This window comes from Roseospira marina, from assembly GCF_014197855.1.
GTDB classification, from domain to species: domain Bacteria; phylum Pseudomonadota; class Alphaproteobacteria; order Rhodospirillales; family Rhodospirillaceae; genus Rhodospira; species Rhodospira marina.
This window is the reverse complement of sequence record NZ_JACIGJ010000001.1, coordinates 326,671-340,610: the sequence shown is the minus strand read 5'-3', so window position 1 is coordinate 340,610 and position 13,940 is coordinate 326,671. Positions and strand designations below refer to the sequence as shown.

At 67.5% G+C, this 13,940-nt stretch carries 10 protein-coding genes; 4 read left to right on the top strand and 6 right to left on the bottom strand.

Going from position 1 to position 13,940, the window contains the following annotated elements; genetic code table 11:
• Both GGD82_RS01610 and GGD82_RS01605 read right to left on the bottom strand, forming a co-directional pair.
• The gene (locus GGD82_RS01610; protein ID WP_150060510.1) at positions 1–2,568 is read right to left on the bottom strand and encodes a helicase-related protein; all 2,568 of its coding nucleotides are present in this window, start codon (positions 2,566–2,568) and stop codon (positions 1–3) included.
• Positions 2,569–2,690: 122 nt separating this feature from the next.
• Entirely contained in the window at positions 2,691–3,032 is a 342-nt protein-coding gene (locus tag GGD82_RS01605; RefSeq protein WP_150060511.1) for an HPF/RaiA family ribosome-associated protein, read from the bottom strand.
• A gap of 375 nt (positions 3,033–3,407) precedes the next feature.
• On the opposite strand from GGD82_RS01605, the gene htpG reads away from it, so the two are divergent.
• On the top strand, positions 3,408–5,309 hold the full coding sequence (htpG, locus tag GGD82_RS01600; RefSeq protein ID WP_150060512.1) for a molecular chaperone HtpG: 1,902 nt from the start codon (positions 3,408–3,410) through the stop codon (positions 5,307–5,309).
• Positions 5,310–5,388: 79 nt separating this feature from the next.
• Here the strand turns inward: htpG and GGD82_RS01595 are convergent, their stop codons facing one another.
• On the bottom strand, positions 5,389–6,261 hold the full coding sequence (locus tag GGD82_RS01595; RefSeq protein ID WP_170284096.1) for a CheR family methyltransferase: 873 nt from the start codon (positions 6,259–6,261) through the stop codon (positions 5,389–5,391).
• 3 nt (positions 6,262–6,264) lie between these two features.
• Here GGD82_RS01595 and GGD82_RS01590 point away from each other — a divergent pair, with 3 nt between their 5' ends.
• Entirely contained in the window at positions 6,265–6,504 is a 240-nt protein-coding gene (locus GGD82_RS01590; RefSeq protein WP_170284097.1) for a hypothetical protein, read from the top strand.
• Here the strand turns inward: GGD82_RS01590 and GGD82_RS01585 are convergent.
• Complete coding sequence (locus GGD82_RS01585) at positions 6,492–7,268, bottom strand: CheB methylesterase domain-containing protein (RefSeq protein WP_150060514.1); 777 nt, start codon at positions 7,266–7,268, stop codon at positions 6,492–6,494. The genes GGD82_RS01590 and GGD82_RS01585 overlap by 13 nt on opposite strands.
• Positions 7,269–7,740: 472 nt before the next feature.
• Here GGD82_RS01585 and GGD82_RS01580 point away from each other — a divergent pair, with 472 nt between their 5' ends.
• Both GGD82_RS01580 and GGD82_RS01575 read left to right on the top strand, forming a co-directional pair.
• On the top strand, positions 7,741–10,161 hold the full coding sequence (locus GGD82_RS01580; protein ID WP_150060515.1) for a penicillin acylase family protein: 2,421 nt from the start codon (positions 7,741–7,743) through the stop codon (positions 10,159–10,161).
• Between the two features lie 152 nt (positions 10,162–10,313).
• Positions 10,314–12,149 carry a monovalent cation:proton antiporter-2 (CPA2) family protein gene (locus tag GGD82_RS01575; RefSeq protein WP_170284098.1) on the top strand — a complete coding sequence of 612 codons (1,836 nt, stop codon included), beginning with the start codon at positions 10,314–10,316 and terminating at the stop codon, positions 12,147–12,149.
• 182 nt (positions 12,150–12,331) lie between these two features.
• On the opposite strand, the gene GGD82_RS01570 is transcribed toward GGD82_RS01575, so the two are convergent.
• Entirely contained in the window at positions 12,332–13,465 is a 1,134-nt protein-coding gene (locus GGD82_RS01570) for a sodium ion-translocating decarboxylase subunit beta (RefSeq protein ID WP_150060517.1), read from the bottom strand.
• Between the two features lie 55 nt (positions 13,466–13,520).
• A complete protein-coding gene (locus GGD82_RS01565) occupies positions 13,521–13,928 on the bottom strand; it encodes a biotin/lipoyl-containing protein (protein WP_150060518.1) in 408 nt (135 codons plus the stop codon).
• Positions 13,929–13,940: the final 12 nt, after the last annotated feature.

The window sequence follows — 13,940 nt, the reverse complement described above, 5'->3', positions numbered from 1 at the left end:
TCACGCCCGCAGTTTCTCAGCCAGCACGGCGAAGGGAGAGTCGGAGGTCCGGGCCGCGCCCTTGGCCAGCCGTCGCCGCCGGTCCGCCGCCGATTCCGACCGGTTCGCATCACCGCCGCGCGACCGGCGCCGGTCGGCCTTGACGCGGACGGCCTGGGTCTCGTCACGCCAGGTCCGGAACCCGAGGGCCCGACACAGGGCCTCCGCATCGTCCAGTGAGACGCCGAGCATCGAGCACACATGGCCCGGCAGGACGGCCCCCTCGCCCCCCTGCCCGCGCGGCACCTCGCGCACCGCGCCCCGCACCGAGGCCGCGAAGCGTTCGAGCATATCGGCCCGAACCGCGCGCCCGGCCAGCACCCGGAAGCCCAGCACCCGATGCGCCGTATCGAGGTCGCCGGTCGGTGCCTCCGCCGGGTTCACCGGAAACGACACGCGGCCGCGTGGCGGGGCGGGGGGCGGCGCCAAGCCCTGCCCGACCGCCCAGAGCAGCCCGCGCAATCGCTGGGATTCCGGCTTCAGCAGCGGTGGCATGTAGACACTTTCCACCCCGATCCGGACATCAAGCCGTGCCAGGGCCTTGCGATCCCCCGCCGACAGCGTCGCCAGTTGCTCGCTCACCCAGGCGCTGGGCGCCGTCCCCATAGCCTCCGCGAGTTGATAGGCCAGCCCGCGCGCCGCGCCGGAGAGGCCATGCCCCTCACGAACGGCCAGCAGCGGCGCCAGCTCCCGCGCCACCAGACGATCAAGCCACCCGCTCAGCCGGTCCCGCGCGCGGCGGGCGCGATCCCCGGCGAGCAGATCGGACACCGGCAGGTCAACCATGGGCCGCAGCGCATCCGGGCCGCGACCGAGCCGAGCCACGGGCACGCCGTCCCACAGAATCGCGCCGTCGTCCGCCAGGGTGAAGACCGCGTCCTCGGCCGCCTCCAGCGCGACCAGCCGGCGGCCGATCTCCCCATGCAGGGCCTTTTGCGACGCGTTCAGCACCGCCTTGTCGGCCCGGCCCCCGCCGGTGCCGACCGGCGTGAAGGCGAAGCCCTCCAACCGGCCCACGTAGTGGTCCTCAACGCGCACCCCGCCATCCCGATCCACGACCGCGAACAGGTCCGCGCGATCGTGTAGCTTGCGCATCAGCACCGCCGTCCGGCGGTCCACGAAACGCTGGGTCAGGCGGTCGTGCATGGCGTCAGACAAGCGGTCCTCAATCGCGCGCGTGCGCTGGCGCCAGTGCTCCGCGTCACTGAGCCAATCGTTCTGGTGGGCGATATAGGTCCAGACGCGGATGCTGGCGATACGGTCGCTCAGGGCGTGAATGTCGCCGTCGACGCTGTCCAGGCGCTTGATGTGGCCGGCGATCCAGTCCGGCGGTAGCCGTCCCAGCCGGCTCGTCAGATGTTGAAAGATCTGCGATTGCAGGCGGATATGCGAATCTTCGTGGATCTTGCGGAAATCCGGCACGCGGCAAACGTCCCACAGCAGCGTCACGGCCGCCCGCCCCCGGGCGTTGCGCCGGATGTCCTCGTCCCGGGTGAGCGTCTCCAGCGCTAACTGGTCGGTGGCGTCGCGCGTCCGCCGCAGCACCTCCTGCCCCGGCGGCGCGTTCAGGCTGTTGGCCAGGGCCGCCACCGAGGAGAAATCGAGCGCGCTGTTGCGCCACTGGATCTGACGCACCGCCTGAAACTGGTGGCCTTCCACCCGGTCCACCAACTCGGTCGGCAGCGCCCCCACATCAGCGGTGGTGCCGAACGTGCCGTCGTTCATATAGCGCCCGGCGCGGCCGGCGATCTGGGCCACCTCCGTGCTGCGCAGCGCGCGCTGGCGGGTGCCGTCGAATTTCTCCATCGCGGCGAAGGCCACATGGTCGACGTCCATGTTCAGGCCCATCCCGATGGCATCGGTGGCCACCAAATAATCGACCTCGCCGCTTTGATACAGGGCCACCTGGGCGTTGCGGGTGCGTGGACTGAGCGCCCCCATGACAACCGCCGCGCCACCGCGCTGACGCCGCACCAGTTCGGCAATGGCGTACACGTCCGCCGCGGAGAACGCGACGACCGCGCTGCGCCGGGGCAGACGGGTCAGCTTGCGGGGACCGGTATACGTCAGGCTGGAGAAGCGCGGCCGGGTCTCGAACAGGCAGTCTGGCAGCAGGCGGCGGAGCAGTGGCTCCATCGTCGCCGCGCCGAGGAACATGGTCTCCTCGCGGCCGCGCGCGTGCAGCAGCCGGTCGGTGAACACGTGACCGCGTTCGGCATCGGCGCAGAGCTGAATTTCGTCGATGGCCAGGAAATCGACCGACCGGCCGACTGGCATACTTTCGACGGTGCACAGGTAGTACCGCGCGCCCGGCGGGATGATCTTTTCCTCGCCCGTGATGAGCGCGACGGTCGCGGCGCCCTTGGCGCGAACGACCCGGTCATAGGTTTCCCGAGCCAGCAGGCGCAACGGGAATCCCATCATGCCGGACGGGTATCCGAGCATGCGCTCGACCGCCAGGAATGTCTTGCCGGTGTTGGTCGGACCGAGAACCGCCCAAACCCGCGCGCCGTCCGTCGAGGGTATCATGGCACCCCGAAGGATGGTGGCTCACACCCGTCTTGGCAAGGGTGGCCCTTAAGGGCGGCCCCATCGTGGACACCGGCCCCGGGTCCGTGAGAACGGATTCCGGGGCCGGGCCGTGCAAAGGATCAGACGACCTTTTGGCGCGCCGTGTAGTCTTTCACGCGCCGTTCCATCGTGGAAAAGGCATCGCGCAGGGCAACATTGATATCCTCGTGCGCTTTCGGTTCCTTGGGGTCGCGACGCACAACCAACTCTTCACCAGGTACCTTGCAGGTAATGGCGACGTGATACGGTTCTCCCTTGCGGTGAAGACTGGAGACGTTCTTGTGGTGGACACTGATGACGACGCGACACCCGGTGATGCGGTCGCAATACTGTTCCAGCTTGTCCACCCTCTCCCGGACACGCGCTTCGACGGCATCAGAGTGATCAAGTCCATCGAACGCGATCTGCAGCGGAATCTGCATTGAAGTCTCCTACACACCAAAGATCTTTTCGTCCACGGATCCGAAACACGGCCCGATCCGAACCGACCGACGGAGGCCCATCCATCGCGAACGGCCCGTGCCGGACTCGGCCGTGGCCGGCGACGCGACACCGATGCAGAGACCGTGCGTCTGTCGCGCGCCTGTCATCATCATGACCCATTTTTTACGACCCGAATAGTGAACTGAACGTCATGCCGACGGCCGAACCGCCGCGTTCGGAACAGCAGCACCGTGTGGGGTTGCGCTCGCGCGCAGAGCGTCACATATGGACGGCCCAAATTCCCGCGCGCCGCTTGGGCCCTGGCCCACGGCGCACACCTTGCCGCCACCAGAACACGACAGGGTTCCGCCCCCATGACCGAAGAACGGCTCTCCTTTCAGGCTGAAGTCTCGAAGCTGCTCGATATCGTCGTCCACTCGCTGTACTCGGACCGCCGCATCTTTCTGCGCGAGTTGATCTCCAACGCCTCCGACGCCTGCGACAAGCTGCGGTATGAGGCGCTGACGAACCCAGCCCTGCGCGAAGGCAGCGACGACTTCCGCATCACGCTGAAGGTCGACGCGGATGCCAAGACCATCGAGATCGCCGACAACGGCATCGGCATGAACCGGCAGGATCTGATCGACAATCTGGGCACCATCGCCCGGTCCGGCACGGAAGCCTTCGTCAAGCAGCTCCAGGCCGCCGGCAAAAGTGGCGACGCCAGCCAGATCGGCCAGTTCGGCGTCGGGTTCTATTCGTCGTTCATGGTGGCCAACACCGTCGAAGTGTTCACCCGCCGTGCCGGAGAGTCGGAGGGCTGGCACTGGACCAGCGACGGCGGCGGAGAATTCTCCATCGGAGAGGCCGAGGTCGCGGCGCCGGGCACCCGGATCGTGCTGCACCTGCGGGAGGACGCCAGCGAGTTCCTCGAGGCGTGGCGCCTGAAGTCCACGGTCAAGACCTACTCCGACCACATCGCCATCCCCGTCGTGCTGCTGGGCACCGAGGAGAAGGACGGCAAGACCGAAGACACCGCGGAGACGCTGAACGAGGCGTCGGCCCTGTGGACCCGGCCCCGGTCGGAGATCACGCCGGAGCAGTACAAGGAATTCTACCACCACGTCGGCCACGCCTTCGACGAGCCGTGGCACACGGTCCACTTCAAGGCCGAAGGGGCCATCGAATACACTGGCCTGCTGTTCATCCCGTCCCAGAAGCCGTTCGACCTGTTCCAGCCAGAGCGGAAGACGCACGTCAAACTGTACGTGAACCGGGTGTTCATCACCGATGAAGCACCGGACCTGCTCCCGTCCTATCTGCGGTTCATGCGCGGCATCGTCGATTCCAGCGACCTGCCGCTGAACGTCAGCCGCGAGATGCTTCAGCACAACCCGGTGCTGCGCAAGATCCAGGGCGGTCTCGTCAAGCGCATCCTGAGCGACCTGAAGAAGCGGGCCGAGGCCAACGCCGAGGACTACGCGGCGTTCTGGGACATTTTCGGCGCGGTGCTGAAGGAAGGCATCTACGAGGATCACGAGCGGCGCCAGGAGGTATTGGAGTTGGCCCGCTTCCGTTCCTCCACCACGGACGGCTGGGTCTCCCTGGCGGACTACAAGGCCCGGATGAAGACCGGCCAGGACACGATCTACTACATCACCGGCGATGACCCGGAGGTCCTGAAGCGCTCCCCGCAGCTTGAAGGATTCCGCGCCAAGGGCGTCGAGGTTCTGCTGCTGACCGATCCGGTCGACGAGTTCTGGATCAACAGTGTCCCCGACTTCCAGGACACGCCGCTGAAGTCCGCCGCCAGCAGTGTCGAGGGCCTGGACGAGATCGCCGGCCCGGACGCCTCGGACGAGACCACGACCGAAGACAAGGCGCCCGCCGACCAGATCGAAACCCTCACCAAGGCCCTCAAGGAGACGCTGGGCGACGCGGTCAAGGATGTGCGAGCGTCCTCCCGCCTGAAGGAAAGCCCGGTCTGCCTCGTGGCCGAGGATGGCGGGATGAGCCTGCACCTGGAGCGCATGCTGAAGCAGGCCGGTCAGGCCGGCATCGGCCTTGGGTCGGCGGCAGGCCGCATTCTGGAGATCAACCCGGCGCATCCGCTCATCAAGGGCATGGCGGCCCGCACGGCCCAGGGCACGCCGGACAGTCTGGCCGACATGGGTCAGTTGCTGCTCGATCAGGCCCGCATCGTGGAGGGCGAAGCCCCAGCCGATCCGGTGGCCTTCGCGCGGCGCCTGAGCACCGTCATGGCTGGGGCGCTGTAACACCCGCTTCATGATTGAAAAAAAGGCCGTCATTTCAGCGAAATGGCGGCCTTTTTTATGACGCCGCACACATGCAGAACTATGCCCGAGCCGGGACGGCCGGCTTCTGGAACACAAGGGCATCGGGCAACCGGCGCGCCTTGAACGCATCCGTCAGCCGCGCCCGCGCCTCGGTATAGCCGACGAACAGAAACCCCCCGGGTGCCAAAGCCCCGAACAAGACATCCAGCGCGGCTTTCCGGGACCGGTCGTCAAAATAGATCAGCATGTTCCGGCAGAAGATGATGTCGGCCCCCGAAAGCATCCCCGTGTCGCATGCCTTTACAATATTGATCTGGCTGAACTGCACGGTCTGCCGAAGCCTGTCGCGGACCTGCCAGACCTCGGGCGCCTGGGGCTGAAAGTACTTCTTCAGAAGGTGCGCGGGAACGGGCGCCACGGAGCGCCGGCCGAAGACACCCGCGCGCGCTTTGTCCAGAACCGTCGTGTTGATGTCGCTCGCCAGAATATCGATGCTCCAGGTTCGAGCACCCGGCCAATGTTCCATCAGATAGAGCGCGATGGAATACGGCTCCTCTCCAGTCGCGCAGGGGATCGACCACACGCGAATCGGGTCTCCCGCGCGCTTGCGCCGAACGACATCGGGCAGGACATCCCGAACCAGCGCACGGAAGTGATATTCCTCGCGAAAAAAGTAGGTCTCGCTGGTGGTCAGCCGATTGGCCAGCGTCTGCCATTCCGCATCGGCGCTGTCATCCCGGAGCATCTGGAAGTACGAGCGAAACGACCCATGTCCGGTCTCCCGCACCCGGCATTTCAGGCGCGCCTCGACGAAATAGCGCTTGTGGTCCTCGAACCGAATGCCGGTCCAGCCGTAAAATATGGTCCGGAACTGGTCGAACTCACGCCACGTGATGGTGAGGTCGTCCCGCGCCTCCTCGCCGGCCGTCACGACATGGACCCCGCCACCACAACGAAGGTGGGAGGCGGTGCATACCGCACCCTGCGAATGGTCATCCTCGGCACTCCGGGCACGGTGCGGGGGGCCAAACGATCGGACAGCGCCCGCGTGCGCCACCTCTCTTTAGAGAAAGAGATGATCAATCACCTATCTGAAGTCAATGTCGAGAATGCATTTAAGCGTATTTATCATGATTTACGCCCATGGCGGGCGATGCGCCATCAGGCCACCTGACGCATGCCGCTCTGCGCCACACGAGGCGCCACGCGCGCCGTCAGATGGGCCGCGATATCCAAGCCGTCCAGCACGACCGACGCGCCGCCCGCCCGCACCAGTTCGCGCGGCATGCTGGCCACGCTGCACGACGCCTCCGACTGGGCGATGGTGTAGCCGCCGCGCTGCTTCAGCGCGGTCATCGCCGCGACCCCATCCCGCCCCATGCCGGTCATCTGCACACCGATCAACCGCGTCGGCGCCAGCACCTCCATGGCCGAGGACACAAGGCGATCGACACTCGGGTGCCAGGGGGAGGCGTCTTCGGTCCTGGGGGCCGCGACAAGCTGGCCGGACCGGCGCTCGATCACAACATCCCTGCCGCCTGCGCCGACGTAGACACAGCCGGGACGGAGCACCTGCGGGCTCAACACCTCCACAACCGCGACAGCGCTGTTCGCGTCCAGGCGTGCCGCAAACGACCCTGTGACGTGCGCCGGCATATGCTGAGCGATCACGACCGGCAGCGGGAAGTTGACGGGCAGGACGGGAATAATCTCTTGCAGGATCCGCGGGCCCCCCGTCGAAATCCCGATCAGCACCAGCCCGGGGCCAGCCTCCCTCGCGGCGAGACGCGAGGCGGCACCCGAAGCGGGAGCCGGACGGGCGGCATTGAGCGGAACGACCCGGGCGGCGGCGGTGTCCGCGGCACCTGATGCGCTCCACGCGACGAGTCCGCACTTCTGGCCCGGAGCCGGGCGGGTCGACGTCAGAGGGGAGGGCATCGGCGGGTCTCCTCAATGTGGCGTGATGCCCCCCCCGTCGCCGGGGCGCTCGCCGGGCCGGATGGCTCCCGTCCTCACACGCGACCGGTCGTACGGGGACCCCGACCGGGTCGCGTCACCGTCCAGGAGGGAAGCCACCGGCCCGACGCCCAAACCCTATCGCAACACCGATGCCAAGTCGCGGTCGGCCCGAGAAAGCCATGTGTGCACGAGTGGCGGACCAAAAAGGACCCATTTCACGTAAAAGAGACCAGATTGTGTGACTCCCGAGGTCAAAGCGCGTAGCAAATTGACCGACGCGGCAACGTCGGCGCTGGAGACGACGTCAAAGTGACCTGCGTTCCAAAACCGGAAGCACACGAAGGACCGGCACCCCCGGCACTTGACGTGCACGCTGGCCGGGGTGAGATGACCGGAGGCACATGGGACGCCGACACGACGTCAGCGCCCTTAAAACAAACGGGGAGACCGCATGCGTGTGCTGCGCTGGACCCTCCGGATCCTGGTGGGACTGATCCTGCTTGCGGTCCTCGTAACGGCCGGCGTCGTCGGCTACGGCGTCTGGGCGGCGTGGCACACCGTTCCGCCGGACTCGGCAACCGTCCGTCTGGGCGACCGCTTGTCGGCTCCGGTGACGGTCCACCGGGACGCCCTCGGTATTCCCACAATCCACGCGGAGACGCTGCGCGACGCCACGGTGGCCCTGGGGTACGTCCACGCGCAGGACCGCCTGTGGCAGATGGAGACCCTGCGCCGCCTCGGGGCTGGCCGGATGGCGGAGATCGTGGGATCGCCCGTGGTTGGCCTCGACCGGTTCATGCGGACGCTCGGCCTGCACCGGGCCGCCCGCGCGCAATGGGAGATTCTCAACCCCGCCACCCGGCACGCGGCGAAAGCCTATGCCGATGGGGTCAACGCGTTTCTCAAGGACCCGCCAAGCGGCTTGCCCTACGAGTTCCGGATCGCGTTCCACACCCCGGAACCCTGGGATCCGGTCGATTCCATGCTGTGGCAGCGGTTCATGGGCCTGCAACTCTCCGGCAATTGGCACGAGGAACTGCTGAACACGCGCCTGCAGACGCGGTTCATCGGGGAACCTGAAGCACCTGCGTTCCTGATGCGGACCGAGCCGGACACCCCACCCCTTCTGACGACGGCATCCCACACCCCACCGCCCCCCGGGTTGGATGGCATGCTGGCCCGGCTGGCGGCGATGACACCGGCGGCGATCCGCCCAACCCTGGCCTCGAACGCCTGGGCGGTGGACGGGCGCCACACGGCCTCCGGCGGAGCCCTGCTGGCCAGCGATCCGCATCTCGGCTTTCAGGTTCCCATCCGGTGGTACCTGGCCCGGATCGAAACGCCCGACCTGACCCTGGAGGGGGCCACATTCCCAGGTGTGCCCTTCGTTATCATCGGCCACAACGCGCATGTGGCCTGGGGGTTCACCACCACGCACTCGGACACCATCGACCTATACCGGGAGCGCCTGGGAGACGACGCGGGCACCTACCTACGACCGGATGGCCCCGTTCCGTTCACCGTACGAAACGAGACCATCACCATCCGGTTCGGCGATTCCGAAACCCTGACGGTCCGCGAAACGGTGCATGGTCCGGTCCTCTCGGACCTCGGGTGGGGACGGTTTCAGGGCGCTGCCCCGGAGGCCCCGGGCACCGAAGTGATCGCGATGGCCGCCGCCGCCCTGCGCCCCAACGACACCACGCCGGATGCTCTGTACCGCCTGAACCGCGCCCGAACGCTGGACGAGGCCCGAACGGCCCTGCGCGCGTGGGACGCACCCCAGCAGAACATCGTTCTGGCGGACGCGACGGGGCGCGTCGGCATGGTTTCCCCGGGACGGGTTCCCCTGCGGGCGCCCGGCCACGACGGGCGCCTCCTCGCGCTTGGTTGGACCGGAACCATGGACTGGCAGGGCTGGCAGACGCGCGAGGACCTACCCAGCACGATCGACCCGCCGTCCGGACGGGTGCTGAACGCCAACAACCGGATCCACCCCGTGGACCGCGTCCATCCTCTCGCGGTGTCCTTCCCGGAACCCTATCGCGCCCGCCGGCTGGCGAACCGGCTGAACGCCCTGTCCAGCGCCACCCCATCGGATATGGCAGCCCTTCAGATGGATATCGTCTCCGCGATGGCGGCGGACCTGCTGCCTCCCCTTCTGGCGGCGGCCGACGTCGGCGCCCCGACCCATGCCGACGCGGCGGCCGCGCTCGACCGGCTGCGAGCCTGGGATCCCCCTGAGATGGCAGCGGACCGGCCGGAGCCGCTGATCTTAGCCGCGTGGCTGGACATCCTGACCCGCCGCCTGTTCCAGGACGATCTCGGACCGGTATTCGAGGCCTGGGCCGGACGCCCCCGCCCCTATCCGACCCGCGCCGCGTTGGAAAACGCCCCGCACTGGTGCGACGACATCCGCACCCCCGCCTCTGAACCGTGCCCCGAACAGGTCGCGGGCGCGCTCGACGCGGCGCTGGACTGGATCGCCGAGGAAACCGGCCGCGACGCCCTAGACGCACGTTGGGGCGACCTTCACAGGGTTCGCATGCGGCACGACCTGTTTCGGGTGATTCCCGGCATCGCAGCCCTCACGGGGCTGGAAGCGCCGACAGACGGCGGCGATTTCACGCTCAACCGGGGTGGCCACGCCGGTCTGAGCGGCGATCGCCCGTTCGAGCACGTTCACGGACCCGGATTGCGCGCCGTCATGGACCTTGCCCCGCCCGCCCGGGGACGCTTCATCATCGCCACCGGGCAGTCCGCCAATCCATTCTCGCCCCACTATGCGGATCAGTTTGAGCTGTGGCGCACCGGTCGCGTGGTACGCATTGGCGGGGGCGCGGAGACCGCCGTCCTGACCCTGACCCCGTAATACGTTCAACCCCGTAAGGCGTTCAACAGGGCGACGGCAACGCCCTGTCCGGGCGGATGGAACTGGAACCGCCCGACTCCGGCGGCTAGACTTTGGCACACGATCGGGTTCGTTCGCCCGTCGTGTCCGATCCACATCCGGAGTCCGGTCCTTTGACGCATGAACCGCTGAATATCCTTGCCCTGTTGGCCGGTGGCGTGATCGGCGTCACGCTGTTCCAGCGCCTCGGCCTCGGTTCGGTTCTTGGGTATCTGGTGGCCGGGCTGGTCATTGGACCCTGGGGTCTGGGGATGTTCACGGAAGGCGAGGATCTGCTGCATTTCGCCGAATTGGGCGTCGTATTCCTGCTGTTCCTGATCGGCATCGAGTTGAAGCCCGCCCGCCTGTGGCTGATGCGCAAGGATGTTTTTGGCCTGGGCAGCGCCCAGTTGGGGCTGACGGGCCTGGCCTTGGCCGGGCTCGCGTGGCTGTTCGGCCTTGCCCCCGGCGCTGCGGTTATTGTGGGATTCGGGCTGGCGTTATCGTCGACCGCAATCGGCCTGCAGCTGCTGGCGGACCGGGGCGAATTCGGGCGACGGCATGGCCGGGCCGCCTTCGGGATTCTGCTGTTCCAGGATCTGGCCGTGGTACCCCTGCTGGTTCTTGTGTCCCTGCTCGCCCCGGGGAAGGGCAGCGAGACATGGCAGGAGTCCATGGGTCACGTCGCTTTGGCCCTTGGCGCCATCGCGGCCGTGATCGCCGCCGGCCACCTCTTGCTCGGAACGTTGTATCGGGCGGTGGCCGGCGCCCACAATCAAGAGGTGTTCGCCGCCCTCAGCGTGCTGATCGTCCTGGGGGTCGCGTCCCTCATGGAGACGGTGGGCCTGTCCATGGCAATGGGCGCCTTCCTGGCCGGCCTGATGATGGCCGACAGCGAGTTCCGTCACCAGATCATGGCGGACATCGAGCCGTTCCGCGGGTTCCTGCTCGGCCTGTTCTTCATGGCGGTCGGCATGAGCATCGACGTCGGGGCCGCCGTGGACAATGGCCTGCTCGTTGCCGGACTGGTCGCCGGGTTGCTGGTCCTGAAGGGATTGATTCTGTTCGGGCTCGGCTGGGGGCTGAATGTCGGGCGCGACAACGGGATGCGCCTCGCGGTTCTGCTCTGCCAGGGCGGCGAGTTTGGGTTCGTCCTGTTCACGCTGGCAACCCAGACCGCCCTGATCGACACGAAAACAAGCCAACTTCTGATCCTGGTCATTTCCCTGACGATGGCGCTGACGCCGGTGATGGTGAAGCTGCTGCCGTTCCTTCTGCCCCGTACGCCGGAGCGGGCGCTGGCCGCCCTGGGACCGCGGGCCAACGACGCCGCACCGGGAACCGGCGGCCACGTCATCATTGCCGGCTATGGACGCGTCGGCCAAACCATCGTTCGGATGCTGGAGGCCGCCGGAGTGTCCTACCGGGCGCTTGACCTTCATGCGCAGCGGGTGGCGCAGGCCCGGGAAGCCGGTCAGGACGTATTCTATGGCGACGCCAGCCGGGCCGAGGTGCTCCGCGCTGCGGGCCTGGACGGCTCCCGCGCCGTCATCATCACTCTGGACCAGCCGGAGGCCGCCGAACGCGCCACCGCCGCCGTCCGGCGGCTGCACCCGGAAATCCCCGTCTTCGCACGGGCGCGTGACCCCTCTCACGTCGCAGAACTGGTGCGACACGGAGTCACCGGCAGTGTCGCCGAAGCCCTGGAATCGAGCCTCCAGCTCGGCGCCATGTTCCTGCGCGACACCGGCGATCACGCGCCGGATGCCGTGCAGTCCCTGGTCGAGTCCCTCCGCGACGAGTGCACCGCCACCGGGCGAAGCATCCCGCCGCGCGCGCCAATCCGTCCCAAGAGTCCGACGGACAAACCGGCCGAAGGCGGAACGGGAGCCGAGCCCCGCAGCACCGCACCCCGCACGGATCGGGCCGCGGCCGCGACGCAGAGACGGTACCCCGCACCGCAGCGATAGCGGGCGCGCGCCACGGTCCGCGAAAACGATGTCCGATGGGCCACACGCGGCGGCTTGGCCCGGCGATGCCGAACCGAGCGATGGCGCGGCACCGGTTCCGTCGGACCGCGCCTGAATCGAAACGGGCGCCCCGTGGGGAGCGCCCGTTCCAGACCGTATTCCGTAGCGGCGTCCGCCGTGCCCTACCCCGCGAACGTCGCGATAAAGTAGCCCGCCACGACGGCCGTACCGATCACACCGGCCACATTCGGCCCCATGGCGTGCATGAGCAGGAAGTTGCTCGGATCCGCGCGCTGGCCCTCCACCTGGGAGACACGCGCGGCCATGGGCACGGCCGACACGCCCGCCGATCCGATCAGCGGGTTGATCTTGTTCTCCTTGATGAACAGGTTCATCAGCTTCGCCATCAGCACGCCCATCGCGGTGGCGATGCCGAAAGCGATCACGCCCAACGCCAGGATCTTCAGGGTCTCACCCTGAAGGAAGCGTTCGCCCGTCATCGTGATGCCGACACTGGTGCCCAGGAAGATCGTCACCGCGTTGATGACTTCGTTCTGGGCCGCCTTGTTCAACCGCTCGGTCACGCCGCACTCCCGCAGGAAGTTGCCGAGCATCAGCATGCCGATCAGGGCCGACGCCGCCGGAACGAGCAGGATCACCATCACGGTCACGATCAGAGCGAAGATCAGCTTTTCCAGCCGCGACACCTTACGCAGGGAGCGCATGCGGATCTTGCGCTCTTTCTCGGTGGTCAGGGCGCGCATGACCGGGGGCTGCAACAGGGGCACGAGGGCCATGTAGCTGTAGGCGGCCACGGCAATCGGCGCCAGCAGCTCCGGAGCCAACTTGTTGGCCAGGAAGATGGACGTCGGCCCGTCGGCGCCGCCGATGATGCCGATAGCCGCCGCTTCCTGGCTCGTGAAGCCGATAGCCACGGCCCCAAGGAAGGTGGCAAACACCCCGAACTGCGCCGCCGCGCCCAACAACAGGGTCCGCGGGGCCGCAATCAGCGGGCCGAAGTCGGTCAGCGCGCCCACGCCCATGAAGATCAGCGGGGGGAAGATCTCCAGGTGCACACCCTGCTGGATGTAATAGAACAGACCACCGGGGTGGTCGCCCTCGGGCAGATTCACCAAGCCCGCCGTCGGCAGATTCGCCAGCAGCGCACCAAACGCAATCGGCACCAGCAGCAGCGGCTCGAACTTCTTGTAGACCGCCAGGTACATCAGCACCAAGACCACGACCCACATGACGGCCATCCGCCATGTGACGCCGGGAATCCCGGTCAGTTCGAACAGATGCTGGACGGTTTCCATGGACGACGCTCCCCTGTGACGGTCCGGATCCAAATCGGCGACGGTCGGAACCGGCCTAACCCAGGGACAGCAGAACCTGACCCTCGGCAACACTCACCCCGGCCTGCACGGACACGGCGGACACCGTGCCGCCCTGCGGCGCCTGGATGGGCGTGTTCATCTTCATCGCTTCCAACATCACGAGCTGCTGGCCGGCCGTTACGGTGTCGCCCACCTTAACGTCGACCGACACCACCGTGCCGGCCATGGGGGAGACGACGTCACCGGCCCCGGCGGCTGCCGGAGCGGGGGTTGCCGCCGGCGCGGGCGCCGGCGCGGCGGGTGCGGCCGCCGCCACGGGTGCGGCGGGACGCGCCGCCGGGGACGCGGAGGGCGCCGCCGCCACGGGCGCGCCATCGTCCTCCAGGGTCTCCACGGTTACGTCGTAAACCGTGCCCTCCACGGTGATGCGCAGCTTCTTCATGCGGGGGTCCCC